Below are 21,708 nucleotides of genomic sequence, written 5' to 3'. Positions count from 1 at the left end.
AATGTGAACTTCAACATGGATTTGTGAATCTCCAACATAAGAAATGTGAACTTCAACATGGATTCGCGTATCTTCTACATAAGAAATGTGAATTTCAACATGGATCCGCGTATCTTCAACATAAGGCTGATAACCTCAATTTAACTAATAACCCCCTAACCTCTTAACCCTCATTGCTTTTTGAAAATGCTTCATTTTACGTCTTAAGTTAGATTTGTTTATGGGGGAGCGGGAATGTTTGTCGAAATAAGCTGAAAAGAATTATGTAAAGATTCTGTTACATAGGTTGTATCCTAATAGGGCATGTCATATGATGAAAGTGAATGGGGATAAAACAACCTTTTGTCATGTGAAGGGGGCTGGTGACTCGTACAAATGTGATGATTATGTTAGTTAAAGGGGTGTAACATTTTTTGGGGAAAGATATGCTGCTAGGAGATCCTAGGAAGATAAAGTCACATAAGCAAAGAGAAAGAAAGCTATTTGGGATAGGTATGTTATATTTGTTTCCGGCGCTCATTCTATTAGGGGTTTTTCTATTTTATCCGATGTTCAAAACACTTTATTTCAGTTTCTTTGAAGTAAGTGGCGGTGGTAAAGTAGGTGAGTTTGTTGGTTGGGGACATTACAAAGAGCTCATGCAATCATCTGATTTCAAAAAGAGTATGAAGGGAACACTTTTATTTGTACTCTACACTGTCCCTGTTGAAATTATTTTAGCGCTCTTTCTTGCTGTGATTGCTAGTGAAAAATTAAAAGGTATTGGCTTTTTTAGAACTATTTTTGCTTCAACATTAGGTGTATCTGTTGCTGCTGGGGCTACAATATTTTTATTCTTATTTCATCCTTCTTTGGGGGTTTTAAACAATATATTAGATATGTTTGGAATTGATGCAGTTGATTGGTTAACAAGTTCTAAATGGGCACTACCATCAATTGCTGCAACTACTGTATGGATGCATCTTGGTATTAACTTTATCATTCTACTTGGTGGAATTCAAAACGTCCAACGAGAGTTATATGAGAGCGCAGACATCGATGGTGCAGGCTACTTTGCGAAACTTTTTAAAATTACGATTCCACTTATTTCTCCAGTGTTATTCTTTGTAACAATCATTGCCATCATTGGTTCCTTTCAAACTTTTGGACAAATTGATATTTTAACTGGTGGGGGACCAGCTGGATCAACAAATATCATTGTTTATTCTATTTATCAACAAGCTTTCTCTTATGGAAACTTCGGATTTGCCAGTGCACAAGCGATCATTTTATTTGTTATTATTTTGATTGTGACGATTGTGCAATTTAGAGTGGGAGAAAAGAGGGTGCATTATCAATGATGAGGAAAATATTGATCTATACGTTACTACTCATTTCAGCACTTGTACTCTTCTTCCCGTTTCTTTACGCGATTTCAGCTAGTTTTATGACACCTCAAGAAATATATGCGGGTAAGTTGTTGCCGTCATCGATTAATTTTGATGCATATAAAAATGTGATGGAAAGAATACCGCTCCTTCACTTTTTAACTGTTACGTTTTGGATGTCGTTCATCGTCATGGTTGGGCAGCTCGTTGTATGTAGTTTATCTGCTTATGCATTTGTATTCATTCCGTTTAAGGGACGAAATCTCATTTTCTTCCTTTTTCTAGCGACGATGTTAATTCCATGGGAAGCAACAATCATTCCTAACTTTTTAACAATCTTAAATTTAGGCTGGGTGAATACATATCAAGGACTCACTTTTCCATTTTTTGCATTGCCATTTGGCATCTTTTTATTGCGACAGCATTTTATGACAATACCAAAAGAGTTATGGGAATCAGTACAGATGGATGGCTGTTCGCGGTTCCGCTTTTACTTGAGATTTGCTTTGCCGTTATCCAAATCATCATTAAGTGCACTCGCCATCTATGGATTTCTAACAACGTGGAATAAGTATTTGTGGCCACTTCTTGTGACGAATGATGATACAGTTCGGACTGTACAAATTGGACTCAAAATGTTAATTGCTAATGAGAGTTCTTCATCGTGGAATATGGTAATGGCAGCAGTTGTCACGATTTTGCTACCGACTCTCTTCCTATTATTCATAGGAATGAAATATATTCGAGAGGGTTTAACGGCTGGGGCTGTTAAAGGATAAAATAAAAAGGGGAGAAGATTTCATGAGGAAACTTTTTAAAGGTATGATGCTCTTGTTCGCACTTACGCTTTTGCTAGCGGCGTGTAGTAATGAAAGTGGGGACAATGAAGGAAAAGGTGGTTCAGGAGGCGGTGGTGATGCTGATAAAACTGAAATTTCCTTTTGGCATGCGATGAGTGGGGATAACGGGGATGCCCTCCAGGCAATAGTTGATAAATTTAACGAACAGTCAGATTCTGTACATGTAGAAGCAATCTATCAAGGAAGTTACGATGACTCTTTAACAAAACTACGTGCGGTTGGGGATTCAGCAGAGGCACCCGCAATTGTGCAAGTTTTTGAAATTGGAACGAAGTATATGAGTGAGGGCGGATTTATTACGCCAATGCAAGAGTTTATAGATAAAGATGATTTTGATGTGTCCGTATTAGAGGAAAATATTTTAAATTACTACTCGATAGACGACAAACTATATTCCATGCCGTTTAATACATCTAATGCTGTGATGTTCTATAATAAAGACATGTTTAAGGATGCTGGTTTAGATCCGGAAAATCCGCCTAGTTCTTTCAGTGAAATGATAGAAGCAGCGGAAAAACTTTCGGATGGGAATAGACAGTACGGATTTACGATGGCGACAATCGGTTGGTTTTTTGAACAATTAATGGCAAACTCTGGTGCGCTATATTTAGATCATGACAACGGACGTAGTGGAGATGCGGCAGAAGCACTCGTGAATTCCAAAGAAGGATTAGCTATTTTTGAATGGTTAAATGAAATGAACAAAGCTGAAACATTTACAAACTATGGAAGCAGTTGGGATGATCCAAGAGGGCCATTTTTTGCCGGTCAAGTTGCGATGTACTTTGATTCAACAGCAAATACTGCAGAGGTGATTAAGAACTCACCACATGAAGTCGGAACAGCCTTCTTGCCAGCAGCTGATGGGGTTGATCCACAAGGTGTCATCGTAGGTGGGGCATCACTTTGGATTACAAATCAAGTTCCTGAAGAGGAGCAAGATGCTGCCTGGGAATTTGTTAAATTTATGACAGGTGCGGAAGTGCAAGCGGAGTGGGCAGCTTCTACTGGATACTTCCCAATTACACCTGCAGCATATGATGAGGAAGTTTTGAAAGATGTTTATGAAGAATATCCGCAGTTTACAACTGCCGTGAAGCAATTGGAAAACACAACACCAAGCATGGCGACTTCTGGCCCGTTAACGGAAATTATGCCTGAAGCAAGGAAAATTATTGAAACGGCTTTAGGTGAGATGTATGAAGGCCGTGATCCACAGGAAGCATTAGATGAAGCGGCAGAGAAAATTACCAACGCATTGAAGTAGGAGAGTGGACTGAAGACTGGACGGTTGGAAATGTGGCAGTACTTAGATGTGTCCTTCCGTTTGTTGGGGGGGCCTGTGCACGCTAGGGAAATGGGACTGAACGAATCAGTGGGGATAAAGCTTCCCCACTGATTAAAATCCAGGCGTTGCATGTAGAAGTAGCTGAGACTTGTGATGGAAAATTTTTTTAGGCTAGGAAGGCGGGGTGAAGTTAGCGTTTGGGATGTAGAAGATTCGTAAATGAATGTAGAAGAACGCGCGCGTGATGTAGAAGATTCGTAAATGAATGTAGAAGAAAGCGTTTGGGATGTAGAAGATTTGCAAATGAATGTAGAAGATAGTGCGCAGGATGTAGAAGATTCGTAAATGAATGTAGAAGAAGGCGTGCGTGATGTAGAAGATTTGCAAATGATGTAGAAGATAGTGCGCGTGATGTAGAAGATTCGCAAATGAATGTAGAAGAAAGCGCGCGTGATGTAGAAGATGTACTAATTTACGTTGAAATTTCTAGTTCTTTTTATTGATGAAATGAATCTTTAAAATACCGATCCCGTCTATACTTTAGGTTAAGATTGAATGAAGGTAATGAAGTTTTTACATACATATTTATCAATTGGAGTGGTGAATGTTGATTTTAAACTTTGCACATAGGGGCTCTCTTACGGAGGCGCCAGAAAATACGTTGCCATCTTTTCAAAAAGCAATAGAACATCGGGCAAGCGCGATAGAATTGGATGTCCAGCTCACAAAGGATGGGCATATGGTTGTTGTTCACGACCAAAAACTTGCTCGATTTAATAAGCAATATCCAGGTTTTATTAAAGATTATACACTGGCGGAAATTAAACAAATTGATATAGGGTCCTCGTTCTCAAGTGAATTTAGGGGAGTGACATTGTCAACATTTGAGGAAGTTTTAGCAATATGTCCGCCAGATTTAATTATCAATATTGAAATTAAAAATATCCCTGTCATTTACGAGGGAATCGAAAGAAAGCTAGTGGATTGTTTGAAGGAGCATAATCGATTAGATAATGTCATTATTTCTTCATTTGATCATTTGGCATTAAAAAAGGTCCAACAACTTGTGCCTAACATGCCACTTGGACTCTTGCTTTATTATCGTATTTTAAAACCGTGGGAATATGCAAAACATTGTGGCCTCCAATTGGCGAGTGTGCACCCACATGTTGCATATACAGATAAGGAGTTTATTGACGAATTTCATCATCTTGGTCTGAAGGTATTGCCTTATACAGTAAACGATAAAGCGAAATATCAAAAACTAATAGAACTAGGAGTAGATGGCGTATTTTCAAATAACCCCCAAATTTTTGCAGGGGTCTGACCCCATTATTGTGACCCCCATTATTGTGATGGGGGTCAGACCCCTCATCTAAGGAGGAGATGGTTTGCGAGTTACGAGAAGAGTGGCTTTTCTTATTGCAATCATATTATGTTTCATTCCTTTTCTTGCTTCGTGTACAAACGAAGCGGATGCTGGAGTTCGTGAGGTGAATGCAGAAGCAGTATTTGCGAATGACGGTGATGGGGATTTGATAATACATTTTTTTCATTTACTTCCCCCAGATCGATTTGAAAAAACAGGAGAATCCATTTTAATTCAAACACCAAAGGGACAAACGATACTAGTTGATGCTGGTAAACCGATTGTTGGTCCATTATTAGATGAATATTTAACTGAGCTAAATATTGAAAAGATAGATTATGTCATGCCCTCCCATCCGCATAGCGATCACATTGGAGGATTCCTCACACTTTTTGAAACGAAAGAAATCGGAAAAATTATTGATGTAAACTTACCACTTGATGAATCCAATGTTTACAATGATTATAAGAAGTTAATTGATGAAAAGGACTTTACAGTGGAGTATGCGGAAGAAGGCGATGTGTACGAAATAGAAAAAGATCTTACAATTGAAGTGCTGAATCCACCAAAAGGCACTTCCCCGGAAACGTATGCATTTGCGAACTTAACTGCGGGAATTGTCAATGATATATCATTGGTTTTCAAACTAACCTACAAAGAAAACACCTTTTTATTTACGGGAGATATTTATAGCGGTGTAGAAAATAGTCTCATAAAAAAGTATGGTGAGGAGCTAGACGTCGATGTCGTAGTCGCCCCACACCATGGTTTAGGCACATCAAGTTCCAAAAAGTTTATAGAAACAACAAATCCCCAAATTACATTTATTCCAACTAATGTCTTATTTGATCTGACCGTTATTGAAAATTATGAAGCACAAGGCAGCGAAGTATATGTTTCGAAATTCGATGGTAACGTAAAACTCGTATCCAATGGTAAACAAATTGATGTCATTTCAGAAACAGAAAGTGAAAGAGTAGTAGATTCCGAAGATGATATAGATGACGAAGAATAAACAAAAAAACTAGCCCACATACGAGGCGAAACTCTAGGATGAATCATTAGTCCACCAGTTATTCATCACAACAAAGATAAAATTCACACAGTCATCTTACAACTTACCATCGTAAAATGTATCATGCATGTTTTTAAAATGAAGCGCATAGAATATCTTTTATAACTCATAAGAGGCTATCGCATATATTGTTGAAAAGTAAATGAAAAGGCCAATGTTCAAAGCCCTCTGCCATTAAAGTGTAAGGAAAGAGGCGCTTTTCTTTATTCATTTGTTCATGTGAAAGTATATAGCTACTTGTATTCAAAATCTCGTAAACAACAAATTTCTTAAAATATAAATAAGCAAATCCTCAGTATGGATGGGAAAAGGTGTTTCTTTTCATGCGAGGGAGGGCCTTTAACTTATGGGGCCGAAGAATTTATTGGCGAACCTTCAACCTCGGGGTCGGGAGCTTCAACATGGAATAGTGAACCATCAACACCGATGTCGGGAGCTTCAACATGTAATGTCGAACCTTCAACACCGAAGGCGGAAACTTCGACAAGGGATGGCATAACTTCAACACCGGAGGCGGGAGTTTCAACATGTAATGTCGAACCTTCAACACCGGAGGCGGGAGCTTCGACAAGGGATGGCATAACTTCAACACCGATGCCGGGAGTTTCAACATGTAATGTCGAACCTTCAACACCGGAGGCGGGAGCTTCAACATGAAAAGGCATAACTTCGAAATCCGATTTTGGGAGCTTCAACATGAGCTGTGATTTCCGAAGGGTTATATGATGTTGAACTTTTCATCGAAAATAAATGGGATATGGAGGTGAGGCGATGTTAATTCGCCAAAATTATTATGAAGAGAAACGTAGTGAAATCAAGCGGCTTGTTTTGCAAATTATAGATGACCTTATTGAGACAACGGATTATTATCATGAATATTTAAAGACGTCTTCTCACGAGTTGAAAGAGGATATTTTAAAAAATGAACGGTACATTGATAAAAATGAGGAGAAGATTGAGCAATATATATTGGAGATTATTTCATTGGAGCATTTAGATACGATGGAAATTAAGTGGTTGTTTGCGATGAGTCGGATCATTCGTGAGTTAGAGCGTGTCGGAGATCAGTTTATTAATATTATTACATTATGTGATACGACGGATTCGAAAAATATACGGCCGATGATTAAGGCGTTTTTTGAATATGAAAAGGATATGATGCGCTGGCTACGGGTGGGTATTGCAGAACATAATGTTGTGAAATTAGAAAAGGTAATCGCGCATGATAAAAATGTAAACGATTTGAATAAGGAAACATATAGTCATGTAGTTGATTTAATTAATGAACATGAGAAGATAACCGAAAGTAATGTGAAAATGGTGATGATTAGTCGTTTCTTAGAACGGGTTGGAGACCATCTCGTTAATGTTGCTCGAAAATATAAAGAGGTAATTGCGGTTATTTAGAATTTGGGGATTAAGATCTGTGTGTCACGTGTGCATATGAATGATAAGGAGAATCTTCTTGTTTTTACATTGCGAATAACGTGCATGAGTGAATTATGATATCCCCATAAAAAGTAAGACAAGGAGAACCCGCTTATGTCAACATGAAGTGTAATCTACATAGGCAGATGAAATCTTACAAAAGGTAAAATGTCATATTTTTACACTCACTCAAGCATGGGACTTTTGGGATTTAGTAAGGCAAAACTGTATGCAAACACCGAGATAGAGAGAGGAATGAAAATGTTAACGAGTATATTAGGCTTCTTCGGGGGATTGGGTATCTTTTTATATGGCACGCATTTATTAAGTGAAGGTCTTCAAAAAATAGGTGCCTCCAGAATGCGACATTATTTAGCGACGTTAACTAATACAAGATGGAAGGGATTAGTTAGTGGGATTGTCGTAACTTTTTTCTTACAAAGTAGTACAGTTACAAATATATTGATCGTCGGCTTAGTGAGTGGATCAATCATTACGTTATCACAGGCTTTCGGTATTATATTGGGGTCTGCTATTGGGACAACTTTGACTGTGCAAATTTTAACCTTTAATATTGCGCAATTTGCCTCGGTATTTATATTTTTAGGTGCCATTTTTTTAATATTTATTAAACGTTACACGTATCATTCTATAGGGATGATTTTATTAAGTATTGGATTTATATTTTTTGGAATTGGACTTATTTCTACTTCCCTTCAGCCAGTTAGTGAAAACGATTCTTTCTTACATTATCTTGTTCAATTAGCAAATAAACCTTATTTATTTCTGCTTGTAGCAATGTTTTTGACGGCGTTGATGCATAGTAGCGCAGCAATGATTATGATTGGTATCGCTTTTATCACATCCGGAGTTTTATCTTTACCAGAAGTATTGCCACTTGTTCTTGGTGCAAATATCGGATCCACGATACCTGTCGTGATTTCGAGCCTATCATCCCGACTCGAAGGTAAAAAGGTGGCACTATTTTACTTTTCCTTTAAAACAATTGGTGTGATAGCTATCATGTTATGCCTGCCGCTCATCGCTAGTCTTGTCACAGCACTACCTGGAACTACAGAAAGGCAAATTGCACATTTCCATACGTTATATAACATCATCATTGCGATTGCCTTCTTGCCATTTATTCCAGCCATTGCTCGATTATTTACTCGTTTCTTCCCAAAACAGGAGCAAAGCCCATCATTTACTGTACATTTAGATGATGCACTTTTAGAAGTTCCAGAAGAAGCACTTTTTAGCAGTAAACGAGAAATTACCCGCCTTGCAGAAATGACACAGGAAAATATGATTCAAAAAATATCAGACTATGTCGATGGCAATCATGCGCAGGAAGCCATTCGCGAAGTTGAACAAACAATAGATTTATCGTATATACAAATTCAAAAGTATTTATTGAAGCTGGGACAACGGCATTTGACAAGTGAGCAATCAAATCTAGAGGTGAAATTACTTCATATATTAAATGAAATTGAACATGTAGGAGATGCAGTTATTCAGTTTGTAGGAGAGGCTGGAAAGATTTCAACGAAAAACATTATCTTAGGTGAACGAGATGTTTTTCAATTAAAAGAACTCATTATTCATGTTGAAGCAGCATATGCACAGTCATTACTAGCATTTAAAAACAATGATTTAAAACTTGCACGCAAAAATATTCAAACCCAATCCAGTGTGAATCAGTTTGAAAAGGATATTAAATTTGAACATTTTAATCGGCTTATTAATAAAAAGGAATACAATCCAGCCATTAGCGCCGTATATTTAGATATCGTGAATCAGCTCCTACAAATTTATCACCACTCCATGAATATTTCACGTACAGTGTTGGGGTTGATTTGATTTAGATGTCGGAATCTAAAATATTGTAGAAGATGGCGCGCAGGATGTAGAAGATTCATGAAAGATAGTAGAAGATGGGTGCGCGGGATTGTAGAAGATTAGTAAAACGTGGTAGAAGATAGTGCACGGGATTGTAGAAGATTCATGAAAGACAGTAGAAGATGGCGCGTGAGATGTAGAAGATTAGTAAAACGTGGTAGAAGATAGTGCACGGGATTGTAGAAGATTCATGAAAGATAGTAGAAGATGGGCCGTGGATGTAGAAGATTAGTAAAACGTAGTAGAAGATGGTGCGCGGGATGTAGAAGATTCATGAAAGATAGTAGAAGATGGGTGCGTGAGATGTAGAAGATTAGTAAAACGTAGTAGAAGATGGTGCATGGGATTGTAGAAGAATCATGAAAGATAGTAGAAGATGGGTGCGTGAGATGTAGAAGATTAGTAAAACGTAGTAGAAGATGTTGTACGGGATGTAGAAGAATCATGAAAGATAGTAGAAGATGGGTGCGCGGGATGTAGAAGATTAGTAAAACGTAGTAGAAGATGGGTGCGTGAGATGTAGAAGATCCAAAAAGATTGAATGTGGAGGGTTGAAAATACGTAAACTTATTTTTGCGATCACACTTGTTGGAATGTTGGTTACAGTCGGTTGTTCGCAATTTGATGACAGCTCGACTGGAAGGAATGAGGAAACAAAAAAGACGAGCAATCATATTGCCACACGAGAACAAGAAGTGGAAGAATTAAGTTTGTTATCCCCCGAGCGATTCTTAAATATTGCCCATCGTGGTGCATCAGGTTATGCTCCTGAACATACAATTCCCGCCTATGAATTAGGGGAGGAATTAGCAGGTGATTACATCGAAATTGATTTACAAATGACAAAAGACGGTGAATTGATAGCGATGCATGATTCAGATTTGTCACATACAACGGATGTATCAGGTGATGTGCAAGAATTAAATTTAAATGAAATTCGTGTATTAGATGTGGGGTCATGGTTTAACGAAATATATCCAGACTTGGCGAATCCTGTATTTAGTGGTGCGAAGGTCCCGACATTAGATGAAATCTTTACTTACTTTGGAAAAGAATCTAATTATTATATTGAAACTAAAACACCGAATAAATATCCAGGTATGGAAGAGGCATTGTTACAGTTATTACGAAAGCATGATTTGCTCAACACTAGTTTACGTGAGGGAATTGTGATTATCCAGTCATTTCACAAGGAAAGTTTATTGAAAATCCAGCAACTAGATTCGTCTATTCCGCTTATTCAACTTTTTAATTTTAAAGGGAAGGCAAAATTATCGGATGCGCAAATAGCTGAAATAAAGGAATATGCAGTTGGAATTGGCCCTAATTTCAAATCGTTAACACCAAAATTTGTGAAGAAAATTCGTGATGCTGATTTGCTTATTCATCCATACACAGTAAATGAGGGAAAGGATATGGAGCGGCTTGTGGAATGGGGGGTAACGGGGATGTTTACAAATTACCCAGATGTGTTGGAGAAGGTGTTGCGTGAAAGGAGGGTAGCGGAGTAAGGTTCGGTGGGAGCGGGTATCATTAGAACTGTGTGAACGACCCGCCTCTTAGCTAATGCTTAAATTTGATAATGCCATTTCCATGTACAGGGAAACTTTCTTTCCTATGAGCGTTCCTTCCCAAATTTTTGCGCAATAGATGATTGATAATTCGAGGTTCCTTCGTTACCTTGGATTTTATATCTTTTACTTGGCTTCGTATTCTTATTTCCCCATCAATTAAAATTGCCATTCTCAATCCTTTAGTACTAACTTCCTAGTCTTTCATACTCAATTTGTAAAAACCTTCCTATATATACTAGAAATTCATTAAAAGTATGGTATGATAATCAAAAATTCAAAAAAAGGGAGAACACTCTCATTGAGGAAATTAGTTTTTCTTGTCATAGCGCTCATATTTTTATTAGTAAGTTGCAGTATGTTTGAAAAACCAATCGCAGAACAGGATCCAAAAGATTTACCAGATGTCATGGCATTCCAAGATAAATTTACAAGGGGATTTATGACTTCCACGGAAGAAGTAGAAGATGGTTATTATTTATTTGAATCTAAGACTGGTGGCTATACGATGTGGTATCCAGAAGATGCCCGGATGAATGATATGTATTATAAGAGGAATAAAGATCATTTTGAAGCTATACAGTTTGGAGGAGACCATGATAAGGTCACTGGAAGAAGGTATTATGTGCGAGCAATTTACAATAAATTAAATGATGTAAAGAATCATGAGCTATATCTAGAATTATTATCTGGAACGTCAGGATATGATGGAGAATTTGAGAAGGAAGAAAAAGATGATAGAACCCATTACTACGCTAGGAGAGAAAATATTGGAGAAACTAAAAGTTTTTATGGAGTTTTAGCCCTTGTTGTAGAGGATGCCAGAAATCAAGCGTTAGAGTATAAATATACAATTATTTGTGATGAACCTAAGAACAGTTGTGATTTTGATTTAGATGAAGTAGAGAGGCAAGTAAAAATAATGATGGAATCGGTAGAATTTAACGAATAGAGGGTGTGATGTGAGTGGTGAATATTTGCATAAAGGACTCTAAAAAGTGAGAGGAGGATCTCATTTGATGCCATTACAAAGAATCATAACATTAAGCATGATATTTACTTTATTAGTAAGTTGCAGTATGTTTGAAAAGCCAATCACAGAACGGGATCCAAAAGATTTACCGGATGTCATGGCATTCCAGGATGAATTTACAAGAGGATTTATGACATCTACAGAAGAAGTAGAAGATGGTTATTATTTATTTGAATCCAAAACAGGCGGCTATACGATGTGGTATCCAGAAGATGCACGGATGGATGATATGTATTATCAGAGGAATAAAGAATATAGTGAACATATAAAGTTTGGTGGAAGTCATGACAAGATAACGCATAATACTTATTATGTACATGTCACTTATAATAAATCAAAGAATGTAAAAAAACATGAATTGTATCTTGATTTATTATCATCAATGTCAGGTTATGAAGGTCAATATGAGAAGAGTATAAGTGATGACATAACGATTTATTTTGCACAGAGGAAAAATGTTGACGTAAAGACTAGTTTTCACACATTTTTTGGCTTTGTCGCTAAGGATGATAGCAATCAAGGTTTACGTTATGAATACACTATTATTTGTGAGGAAGATGGAAATAATGGATGTACTGATAATTTAGAAGAAGTGGAAGCACATGTAAGAAAATTAATGAAATCCATTGTATTTAAATAATAAAGGGGGATAGAATCGGTGACAAATCAAAAAAGTGTCTTTCATACAGATATCATGAAAATCCGAATTATGGATGTAGAATATGATGGGATTACGGAAGACGAGATACGAAGAATTTATTTTGAAGAAACAGGGAAGGAATTAAATGTAGAAGTAGATATTTATTACTCAGAGGATTATATAGATGAGGTAGATGAAAATGGGTTTAATGGAACAATGATCCATCTATTCGATGAGGAATTAGGAATTAATGAAGTTTATACTATCACTCGCGGAACCGAACCAACCCAAGAGAATGATTGGCGTCCGATTAATTGGATCTATAATCAAATAGGAAAACTGTTTGAATGTTTATTTGATAACTTTGTTATATCCTTCCTAGCAAGAGCATACGGCTATAATAGACTGTACATATAATTAACTCCAAAAGTCAAACCTCAATCTCAATCCCTTCTTATTTTTATACAGCCCTCAAAACAATAGTATAAAATCTCTAGTCCTAAACACTCAAATTGTAAAATACCCCTTAAATTACCAACAACTGATAAAGATTATATGATATGATAATTAAAAATTCCAAATATGAGGGGAGGAATCCTTCTTTGACATTATTGAAAAGGCTCGTAACATTAAGCATGATATTTACTTTATTAGTAAGTTGCAGTATGTTTGAAAAACCAATCGCAGAACGGGATCCAAAAGATTTACCAGATGTCATGGCATTCCAAGATGAATTTACACGAGGATTTATGACTTCCGCGGAAGAAGTAGAGGATGGTTATTATTTATTTGAATCCAAAACAGGCGGCTATACGATGTGGTATCCGGAAGATGCAAGGATGGATGATATGTATTATCAGAATAATAAACAGCATTTTGAAGCTATACAGTTTGGAGGAAGTCATGATAGAAGCACTGATGCCCAGTATTATGTTCGTGCTATTTACAATAATTTAAGTGATGTAAATGAACATCAGACATATCTTGATTTATTATCAGTCACTTCTGGTTATAAAGGTGATTATGAAAGAAGTCTTCATGGGGATAAAACTCTATATTTCGCAGTAAATAAATATGTTACAAAAAGTAAAAACACTACGTATTATTCCTTTTTAGCACTTTTAGTACAGGATAAGAGTAATCAGGCATTACAGTACGACTATACAATTATTTGTAAGAATTCAATCGAATGCTCATTCGATTTAAACGAGGTTGAACAACAAATAAAGAGTTTAATAAAATCGGTTGAATTTATAGACTAAAGGTGGTGGAATCAGTGACAAATCAAAAAGATATCCTTTATACAGATATCATAAAAATCCGGATTATGGATATAGAATACGATGGAATTACGGAAGATGAGATACGAAGAATTTACTATGAGGAAACAGGAAAGGAACTAGATGTAGCCGTAGATATTTATTACTCAGAGGATTATATAGAGGAAGTAGATGCAAATGGATTTAATGGAACGATCATCCATCTATTCGATGAGGAACAGGGAATAAATGAAACATATACTATTACAAGAGGAACGGAAATGACGCAAGAAAACGATTGGCGACCGATAGACTGGATTTATAATCTAATGGGGATATTTGTAGGAGAAAATACAGAGCAATATCGAGCAGCAGAATATTTTGATCAAGAAGTTACTAATGAAATAAAGCTGAAAACAGGTGGAAAGGTAAGGAAAATTGGTCTGGGTCATTCATTAGGTGGAAACCTAATTACGTTACTTCAAATAGTTCTAGGATACTTTGATGACGTATACACCGTTAATGCTGCACCACCATCTATCACGGACACGATCATAGGAAAGTTTTAGGTCGATAGCTAGGGCAACATACACCGTATAGCAGCTGCACGCACTTGTGGAATTACTAGAAAGATAGAATTCGAAAACATTCCATCAATCTTTTTGTACATTCCCTGTAAATCATGAATCAATCCATCAATTTCAGCTACTAGCACCTCTGCCTCAATTCACTAATGTAGCCAAGTTCCTCTAATGTACTTGAGACCTCTGGAATGTCTTGGTTTAATATTTTCAAGAAGGTAATAACATCCGGTATCTTTTTCCACACATCATTTACCATTTTTACAAAGCTCGGAATTAGCGTTATCTTCTTCCACTTCGGTATTTTACCTTCATTTATATCCACTATTTTATCAATCATTTCAGCATCTAAACCTAATAACTTGTTAATAATGCCATCAAAACCTTCCTCATTATAAACATCCACAATTTCTTGCTAAATATTCTTTCACAAAATCATCCGGTAACCTCCATCAAAGGGAATTATTACATAAAATCAAAGTAGCAATTGAAGATATGTTTAATGAAGAAAGCGAATTAGCTCGTTATAACTATCAATTACGGGAGGCTTAGGAAGGATGAAATCGCAAAAGATATTCTTTTATTTTGAAACGGAAACATTATGATTAATCTTAGATATACTCAATATCCAAACCTCCTTATTTCTTTATAAGTTGATTCGGGTGACTTCGTTCTAAGGTATTGGATTTATACCCAATACTTTTTTGTTTGTCTATATAGTTATCATGTAAGTAAATAGAATATGCTCCTTTAGGGATATTACTCATGTTTTCAAGATCATGAATAATTTCATCTAGTATATCTATACTTGGTTCTTCATTTTCATTTTCCATGAAAAACTCAATAGAAATTGTAATATAGCGGGGATCTAATGGGTTTAACTTAAAGAATTCCACTATACTATCTGGGGATAGTGATGGATTATTCATATATTCTATAAATAATTTATTGAATGTTTTACCTGCTGGTGCAATGAAATAATGTTGAGTATTATAACCTCTTATACTAGTATTTTTAATTGACTCTAATCTAACAGTTGTTACTGGATATTTTTGTTCAATACTATTTAAGTAGCGATTTAGATTTGCAAACTCCTTTTCATTTGCCTTTACATACAAGCTACCTTTGATAGCCTTTTCCACTTCACCTTCTAAGGACCATGTTTGATTGGTATGAACAATTTTACTTTTTATATCCACTGGTACAATAGCGAATGTATGTATGTTCGGATTTTCAATGGATTCAACATGTACAGCAACGCCATCGACTGCAGCAACAATATTATTTACTTCCACATTTAAATGGTAGTTGGTTAAAAAGAATTCCTTGACTGCCTTTTCCACTTCATCTTGATGTTGTATTGCTATTTCCCTGTTTTTTTCCTTGCTGTCACGGAGAGTATAGCCTTCGCCCGTATAATCCTGAACCCTGACATAGTTTTCTTTCTCATAATCATTCCTTTTAAATTCATTCACCTTTTCTTCATCTGTGTTTAGCGTATCTGGCTTTTTTCCCATCGCTTGACAACCTCCTAAAAATACTGTGAAACTCATAAATATTAAAGCTAAAATCCTCATGTATACACCTCACAAAATATATTGTTTTTGACATTTGACAACCACTAGATATGGCGAAATTAGAGATTTCCCTAAGTATACCTATATCCAATAGTATCCAATTGAAGTCGAAGCGCAAGTAAACTTATGCAATATTTTAGAAATGAGGCAAAGGATATGCGTAGGAAGACCCGTAGTAAAGAGGGTACTTGCGTTTTGAAAGTAAGATGTGGTTTAAAAGAGAATCCCGTTCAACTTCTTTAACTTACTTTATTGCTTCTTTAAGCTGCCTAGGGGTGAGATTGCTTAACAAATTCACACTCGTTTCAAGCCAATCTTCTCTAAGTTGTTCACTCCCAACGAAAACGACAATTAAGTCCTGGTATCCTTTTGTGTTTACATTTTTTATGGTGAAGGCGTCAAGGCCGGTTTCATGGTTGTAGACAGCGTCAATGACTTCATATTCGGTTCCACCAACTTCGATTATTCTACCTTCTTTGGGCTTAATATACGCATAATGACCAGCTAATTTTACTTAAATCAGGGTCGCTGATAAGGTTCTCATCGACATCATTGACATTCTGATTGATAATATTTGTATAATCAGTAGTATTAACATGGTTAATATTTACTACAGACAACATGCACCCTCCTTTATCTTTTAATAATCTTATTCTGGTTACTACGTCTGATCGTGTTATCTTTCAGTCCCGTACCTCTTTTCTTATCGATATAATTATCATTTAAGTGTATGGAATAAGAACCATATGGAATATCAGACATATTTTCAATGTCACTCGCGATTTGTTCAAGAATCTCTTTGTCCGGAGCCGTATATTCTTCCTTCATGTAGAGTTGAATAGCAACATTTACTTTGTGTAACTCTTGACGATTATTTTCTAAAAATGTACGTACTTCTTCTTTTGAGATTGCTGGGTTTTCAAGATATTTTTCGACAATATTGTCGTATACATCTCCAAAGGGTGCTAGAAAATAGTAGGGGGTCGTATATCCGTCAGCTTCCACATACTTCACCATTTCTTCTGTAATTCCAACGATAGGGAATTGTTCGGTTTTTTCTTCTAAAAATTTATCTAAACGATTAAATTCCTCTTCAAATGCAAAGGCATACAGACCACCAGCAATGGCTCTTTCCACATCGCCCTCCAATGACCAAATCTTGTCATAATGTACAGTCTGGTTCTTAAGGCTAATAGGTACAATAACAAAAGTATGGAAAGACAGTTTATCAAAAGATTCAACGTAAACAGCAACACCATCGACAACACTGACTAAATTATTTGTTTTTACTTCTGTCCGATAATTTTCATTAAAATGTTTCTTGACGGCCTTTTCTATATCATCCCGATGTCGTTCTGCAATTTCCCCATTATCCTTCTTACTGTCCCGAAGTTCAAATCCTTCGCCCGTATAATCCTAAACCCTGACATAGTTTTCTTTCTCGTAGTCTGTCTTTTTGAATGCCTTCACTTTTTCATCGTCTGCATGTAGTGTATCTGGTTTCTTTTCTAATGCTTGGCAACCTCCTAAAAATACTATGAAACTCATAAATGTTAGAGCTAATTTCCTCATGTATACACCTCACAAAATACATTGATTTTGATATATTTGAAAACCCCTAAACATGATAAACTTAGAGCTATCCCTAAGTATACTTATATCCAAGAATATTCAATAATAATTGAAATGCCAAGTATCCTTCACATTCACCCTATTTACACTTTGGTTATTAAAACTACTAATAAAATGGTCCCTATCAATATGATTAATAGCCGTGACCAATATAAAACCTCCCTCTATTTACTTTGATTTTCTTCAACATACTTCATCTTTTATTTCTTTAAAATTTTATTTGGATGACTCTGTTTAATTGTATTTTTCTTTTTTCCAATTCCTCTTCTTTTATCTATGTAGTTATCGTTTAAGTGTACGGAATAGGAGCCAGGAGGAATCCCTTCCAATTCCTCAAGTCCCGCAACAATGTCGTCTAAAATCTCTTGATTTGGGTGTGTATACTCTTCTTCCATATAAAATTCGATGGAGACATTAATTCTGTGTAATTCTTCCTTTTGAGTATGTAAAAATTTTCTAATTTCCTGCTTTGTAATCGTGGGTTGTTCTAAGTACTTTGCAACTAACTCATCATAAACTTTACTTAATGGTGCTAGGAAAAAATATGAAGTTACATAGCCTTGATCACCTATATTTTTTATCATTTCATCTGGTTTACCAACAATAGGATGCTTCTCTAACATACTTTGTATGTAGTCGTCTAAAACTTGGAACTCCTCTTCAAAAGCTAGCGCGTATAAACTCCCAGCAATTGCCCCTTCTACTTTACCTTCTAACGACCAAATGTTGTTTATTAGCACAGACTTACGCTGAATAGGAACAATGGCAAACGTATGGAATTTGGGTTCTTTTACTGACTCCACATAAACAACTGCACCATCAGCAGCGCTCACCATGTTGTTTACTTGCACTTTCGTATGGTAGTTTTTAAGAAAGAATTCCTTTACAGCCTTATCTATTTCTTCTTGATGGCTCCAGGCAATTTCTTCGTTTACTTTTTTGCTGTTATTAAGTTTATATCCTTGACCTGTATAATCTTGAATTCTGACATAGTTTTCTTTTCGATAGTCAGTTTCTTTAAATTCGTTTACTTTTTCTTCATCTGCTTGTAGTGTATCTGGTTTCTTTTCTAATGCTTGACATCCAGCTGAAAATATTATTAAGAAACCCATAAATACGAAGGTTAGTTTCCTCATGTATCCACCTCGTGAAATTGTTGTTTGTGATATATTTTAAAAAATTTTAAAAATCCCCCAATCCTGAGATTATCGCCTTTGCACACAAACTAGCTATGATTCACATGTGGTGTAGTTGTACTCATTTAATTGAGCCTCCTTCTATTCTTTTCTAATCTTATTTGGGTTAGTTCGTTCGAGCGTATTTTCCTTAAATCCGACGCCTCTTTTCTTATCGATATAATTGTCATGGATAAATATGGAGTATTCTCCTGCAGGAATACCATCCATTTCTTCAATATTGGCTGCGACTTCATCTAAAATCTGTTGGTCTGGTGAAGTGTATTCATCTTCCATAAATAACTCGATGGTAATATTAATTTTGTATAATTCATTGCTATGGTTATTTAAAAAATCACGCACTTCTTCTGAGGACATTTCGGGATTTTCCAGATATTCGGCTACTAGCTGATCATAAGCATCCCCAAAAGGTGACATAAAATAATATGGTGATAAATAACCTTCACCGCCAATATTTGTTATCATCTCTTCTGACATTCCAACAACTGGATGGTTATCTACAACATCTTGGAGATAGTTATCCAATTTCTGGAATTCACCTTGAAAAGCTAGTACATACAGTCCAGTAGCGAGAGAACTTTCCACTTCTCCCTCTAAGGACCAAATTCGATTGATGGAAACAGTTTTATTTTTACTATTAACAGGTACAATAGCAAACGTGTGAAATTTAGGTTCTTTTACTGATTCAACATAAACAACCGCACCATCAACTGCACTGACAATGTTATTTATCTTCACTTCCGTACGATAGTTTTTAAGGAAGAAGTCTTTTACTCCTTTTTCCACAACCTCTTGTTGGTTACGAGCAATTTCACCATTTTTTTCTTTACTATCACGAAGTTTAAATCCCTCACCTGTATAATCCTGAACTCTGACATAGTTTTCCTTTTCATAGTCGGTCTTTTTGAATTCTTCCTCCTTAGCGTGTTGCGTTTTATTGGTTGCATTTAAAAAACTGCATGCTTGCAATAGTAGGAGGAACATTGAAAGAACGATAAACAACATAGGGAATTTTCTTTTCACCGAAATAACCACCTTTGATAATGGATAAAGTAATAATGTATTCGTTGTTTTAAACTAATTTGCCTGCTTATATCAATATAAATTTTAGTTATGTTAATGAAGTCTAATTTTTTGAGGTTATATCCAATAATACCCAATTACTTGATTATTGCAATACTATAACTGACTATTTAGAAAAATGGGCTAAAAGTAGTATGGCAAAGGTTCTAGAAGAAATGGATTTTGTTGGGGAATTCCACTTATAAGATATAGAATTTAGTGTGGGCGTGGTAGAGGATTCAAGATCCATGGTAGAAGACGCGGGATTCGTGGTAGAAGATTGACTTTTGATGGTAGAAGACGCGGGATTCGTGGTAGAAGATTCGCTTTTGATGGTAGAAGTTCGCGAATCCGTGGTAGAAGATCGGCTTTTGATGGTAGAAGCTGCGGGATTCGTGGTAGAAGATTGACTTTTGATGGTAGAAGACGCGGAATCCGTGGTAGAAGATCCGCTTTTGATGGTAGAAGCTGCGGGATTCGTGGTAGAAGATCCGCTTTTGATGGTAGAAGCTGCGGGATTCGTGGTAGAAGATCGGCTTTTGATGGTAGAAGTCCGCGAATCCGTGGTAGAAGATAGACTTTTGATAGTAGAAGTCCGCGAATCCGTGGTAGTAAGATTGACTTATGATAGTAGAAGACGCGCTTTCGATGGTAGAAGATCTCGAATCCGTTGTAGAAGATTCACTTTCTATGGTAGAAGACAGCGAATCCATGGTAGAAGATTCGTTTTCTATAGTAGAAGTCTGTGAATCCATGGTAGAAGATTCGCTTTTTATGGTAGAAGATCTCGAATCCGTTGTAGAAGATTCGCTTTCTATGGTAGAAGTTCTCGAATCCATGGTAGAAGATTCGCTTTCGATGGTAGAAGACGCGGAATCCGTTGTAGAAGATTCGCTTTCTATGGTAGAAGTTCTCGAATCCATGGTAGAAGAATCGTTTTCTATGGTAGAAGTTCTCGAATCCATGGTAGAAGAATCGTTTTCTATGGTAGAAGTTCTCGAATCCATGGTAGAAGACTCGTTTTCTATGGTAGAAGTTCGCGAATCCGTGGTAGAAGATAGGCTTTTGATGGTAGAAGTCCACGCCCCCATGGCAGAAGAGCTGCTCCAAAACGTGGCCCCCGCGCCGACCATGGTAGAAGACTCACATTCCATGGTAGAAGTTCGCGGAATCCATGGTAGAAGACTCACTTTCTATAGTAGAAGATCTCGAATCCATGGTAGAAGATTCGCTTTCTATGGTAGAAGTTCACGAATCCGTGGTAGAAGACTCACATTCGATGGTAGAAGTTCTCGAATCCGTGGTAGAAGATTCGCTTTCTATAGTAGAAGTTCGCGAATCCATGGTAGAAGAGCTGCTCCAAAACGTGGCCCCCGCGCCGACCGTGGTAGAAGACTCACATTCGATGGTAGAAGTTCTCGAATCCATGGTAGAAGACTCGTTTTCTATGGTAGAAGTTCGCGAATCCGTGGTAGAAGATAGGCTTTTGATGGTAGAAGTCCACGCCCCCATGGCAGAAGAGCTGCTCCAAAACGTGGCCCCCGCGCCGACCGTGGTAGAAGACTCACATTCGATGGTAGAATTCGCGGAATCCATGTAGAAGATTCGCATTCCATGGTAGAAGTTCTCGAATCCATGGTAGAAGATTCGCTTTCTATGGTAGAAGTCCGCGAATCCATGGTAGAAGATTCGTTTTCTATGGTAGAATTCCGCGCCCCCTGCGGTAGAAGACTCACATTCCATGGTAGAATTCCGCGCGCCCTCTGTGGTAGATGTTCATGCCACGTTGTATGATTTCGCGAATCCTGGATAAATCAAATCGAGTGAAATTTAACTGTATATTTCACAAGTTAAATTCCACTCGATGAGCA

Annotated in this window: 23 protein-coding genes and 1 pseudogene; 17 read left to right on the top strand and 7 right to left on the bottom strand. The window is 36.7% G+C overall.

Going from position 1 to position 21,708, the window contains the following annotated elements; genetic code table 11:
• Positions 1 to 413 precede the first annotated feature (413 nt).
• The 5 genes from ACFFIS_RS01465 to ACFFIS_RS01445 all read left to right on the top strand — a co-directional run bounded on the left by ACFFIS_RS01465 (position 414) and on the right by ACFFIS_RS01445 (position 5,899).
• Complete coding sequence (locus ACFFIS_RS01465) at positions 414 to 1,340, top strand: carbohydrate ABC transporter permease (RefSeq protein WP_390185858.1); 927 nt, start codon at positions 414 to 416, stop codon at positions 1,338 to 1,340.
• Complete coding sequence (locus ACFFIS_RS01460) at positions 1,337 to 2,146, top strand: carbohydrate ABC transporter permease (protein ID WP_320380214.1); 810 nt, start codon at positions 1,337 to 1,339, stop codon at positions 2,144 to 2,146. Before ACFFIS_RS01465 ends, ACFFIS_RS01460 begins: the two co-directional genes overlap by 4 nt.
• A gap of 22 nt (positions 2,147 to 2,168) precedes the next feature.
• Complete coding sequence (locus tag ACFFIS_RS01455; protein WP_390185856.1) at positions 2,169 to 3,494, top strand: ABC transporter substrate-binding protein; 1,326 nt, start codon at positions 2,169 to 2,171, stop codon at positions 3,492 to 3,494.
• Positions 3,495 to 4,119: 625 nt separating this feature from the next.
• The gene (locus ACFFIS_RS01450) at positions 4,120 to 4,842 is read left to right on the top strand and encodes a glycerophosphodiester phosphodiesterase (protein WP_390185855.1); all 723 of its coding nucleotides are present in this window, start codon (positions 4,120 to 4,122) and stop codon (positions 4,840 to 4,842) included.
• 64 nt (positions 4,843 to 4,906) lie between these two features.
• A complete protein-coding gene (locus tag ACFFIS_RS01445) occupies positions 4,907 to 5,899 on the top strand; it encodes a ComEC/Rec2 family competence protein (protein WP_390185854.1) in 993 nt (330 codons plus the stop codon).
• A 404-nt stretch (positions 5,900 to 6,303) separates the two neighbouring features.
• Here the strand turns inward: ACFFIS_RS01445 and ACFFIS_RS01440 are convergent, their stop codons facing one another.
• Positions 6,304 to 6,657, bottom strand: a complete 354-nt coding sequence (locus ACFFIS_RS01440) for a hypothetical protein (RefSeq protein ID WP_390185852.1) — start codon at positions 6,655 to 6,657, stop codon at positions 6,304 to 6,306.
• Between the two features lie 73 nt (positions 6,658 to 6,730).
• On the opposite strand from ACFFIS_RS01440, the gene ACFFIS_RS01435 reads away from it, so the two are divergent.
• From ACFFIS_RS01435 to ACFFIS_RS01400, 8 genes are all read left to right on the top strand, one after another.
• Entirely contained in the window at positions 6,731 to 7,366 is a 636-nt protein-coding gene (locus ACFFIS_RS01435) for a phosphate signaling complex PhoU family protein (protein ID WP_320380210.1), read from the top strand.
• Positions 7,367 to 7,648: 282 nt separating this feature from the next.
• Positions 7,649 to 9,247: a Na/Pi cotransporter family protein gene (locus ACFFIS_RS01430; protein WP_320380209.1), complete on the top strand. Its 1,599-nt coding sequence runs from the start codon at positions 7,649 to 7,651 to the stop codon at positions 9,245 to 9,247.
• 632 nt (positions 9,248 to 9,879) lie between these two features.
• Positions 9,880 to 10,797 (top strand): glycerophosphodiester phosphodiesterase, encoded by a 918-nt coding sequence (locus ACFFIS_RS01425; protein WP_390185883.1) that lies wholly within the window; start codon positions 9,880 to 9,882, stop codon positions 10,795 to 10,797.
• Positions 10,798 to 11,158: 361 nt separating this feature from the next.
• Positions 11,159 to 11,809: a YvcA-related protein gene (locus ACFFIS_RS01420; protein ID WP_390185851.1), complete on the top strand. Its 651-nt coding sequence runs from the start codon at positions 11,159 to 11,161 to the stop codon at positions 11,807 to 11,809.
• A 67-nt stretch (positions 11,810 to 11,876) separates the two neighbouring features.
• Positions 11,877 to 12,530, top strand: a complete 654-nt coding sequence (locus ACFFIS_RS01415) for a YvcA-related protein (protein ID WP_320380634.1) — start codon at positions 11,877 to 11,879, stop codon at positions 12,528 to 12,530.
• Between the two features lie 18 nt (positions 12,531 to 12,548).
• Positions 12,549 to 12,947: a DUF6792 domain-containing protein gene (locus ACFFIS_RS01410; RefSeq protein WP_320380205.1), complete on the top strand. Its 399-nt coding sequence runs from the start codon at positions 12,549 to 12,551 to the stop codon at positions 12,945 to 12,947.
• 185 nt (positions 12,948 to 13,132) lie between these two features.
• Complete coding sequence (locus ACFFIS_RS01405) at positions 13,133 to 13,792, top strand: YvcA-related protein (RefSeq protein WP_320380204.1); 660 nt, start codon at positions 13,133 to 13,135, stop codon at positions 13,790 to 13,792.
• A gap of 14 nt (positions 13,793 to 13,806) precedes the next feature.
• Positions 13,807 to 14,358, top strand: a complete 552-nt coding sequence (locus tag ACFFIS_RS01400; protein WP_320380203.1) for a DUF6792 domain-containing protein — start codon at positions 13,807 to 13,809, stop codon at positions 14,356 to 14,358.
• Positions 14,359 to 14,497: 139 nt separating this feature from the next.
• On the opposite strand, the gene ACFFIS_RS01395 is transcribed toward ACFFIS_RS01400, so the two are convergent.
• The 6 genes and pseudogenes from ACFFIS_RS01395 to ACFFIS_RS01370 all read right to left on the bottom strand — a co-directional run bounded on the left by ACFFIS_RS01395 (position 14,498) and on the right by ACFFIS_RS01370 (position 19,798).
• Positions 14,498 to 14,776, bottom strand: coding sequence for a hypothetical protein (locus ACFFIS_RS01395; protein ID WP_320380202.1), 279 nt, complete (start codon positions 14,774 to 14,776; stop codon positions 14,498 to 14,500).
• Between the two features lie 232 nt (positions 14,777 to 15,008).
• A complete protein-coding gene (locus ACFFIS_RS01390; RefSeq protein WP_390185849.1) occupies positions 15,009 to 15,887 on the bottom strand; it encodes a DUF1672 family protein in 879 nt (292 codons plus the stop codon).
• Between the two features lie 693 nt (positions 15,888 to 16,580).
• Positions 16,581 to 17,351: pseudogene (locus ACFFIS_RS01385) on the bottom strand (DUF1672 family protein); the annotation flags it as partial.
• Between the two features lie 12 nt (positions 17,352 to 17,363).
• Entirely contained in the window at positions 17,364 to 17,519 is a 156-nt protein-coding gene (locus tag ACFFIS_RS01380) for a hypothetical protein (protein ID WP_320380199.1), read from the bottom strand.
• A gap of 260 nt (positions 17,520 to 17,779) precedes the next feature.
• Positions 17,780 to 18,715 (bottom strand): DUF1672 family protein, encoded by a 936-nt coding sequence (locus ACFFIS_RS01375; protein WP_390185848.1) that lies wholly within the window; start codon positions 18,713 to 18,715, stop codon positions 17,780 to 17,782.
• Between the two features lie 141 nt (positions 18,716 to 18,856).
• A complete protein-coding gene (locus ACFFIS_RS01370) occupies positions 18,857 to 19,798 on the bottom strand; it encodes a DUF1672 family protein (RefSeq protein WP_390185847.1) in 942 nt (313 codons plus the stop codon).
• 326 nt (positions 19,799 to 20,124) lie between these two features.
• Between ACFFIS_RS01370 and ACFFIS_RS01365 the strand changes: the two genes are divergently transcribed.
• The 4 genes from ACFFIS_RS01365 (at position 20,125) to ACFFIS_RS01350 (ending at position 21,631) form a co-directional block, all read left to right on the top strand.
• The gene (locus ACFFIS_RS01365; RefSeq protein ID WP_390185846.1) at positions 20,125 to 20,247 is read left to right on the top strand and encodes a hypothetical protein; all 123 of its coding nucleotides are present in this window, start codon (positions 20,125 to 20,127) and stop codon (positions 20,245 to 20,247) included.
• A gap of 3 nt (positions 20,248 to 20,250) precedes the next feature.
• Positions 20,251 to 20,586 carry a hypothetical protein gene (locus tag ACFFIS_RS01360; RefSeq protein ID WP_390185845.1) on the top strand — a complete coding sequence of 112 codons (336 nt, stop codon included), beginning with the start codon at positions 20,251 to 20,253 and terminating at the stop codon, positions 20,584 to 20,586.
• Positions 20,486 to 21,319: a hypothetical protein gene (locus tag ACFFIS_RS01355; RefSeq protein WP_390185844.1), complete on the top strand. Its 834-nt coding sequence runs from the start codon at positions 20,486 to 20,488 to the stop codon at positions 21,317 to 21,319. Before ACFFIS_RS01360 ends, ACFFIS_RS01355 begins: the two co-directional genes overlap by 101 nt.
• 132 nt (positions 21,320 to 21,451) lie before the next feature.
• Complete coding sequence (locus tag ACFFIS_RS01350; protein ID WP_320380193.1) at positions 21,452 to 21,631, top strand: hypothetical protein; 180 nt, start codon at positions 21,452 to 21,454, stop codon at positions 21,629 to 21,631.
• Positions 21,632 to 21,708 lie beyond the last annotated feature (77 nt).

It is taken from the genome of Paracerasibacillus soli (assembly GCF_042432965.1).
Lineage (GTDB): Bacteria > Bacillota > Bacilli > Bacillales > Amphibacillaceae > Paracerasibacillus > Paracerasibacillus soli.
This window is presented reverse-complemented; position numbering and strand designations above follow the sequence as displayed.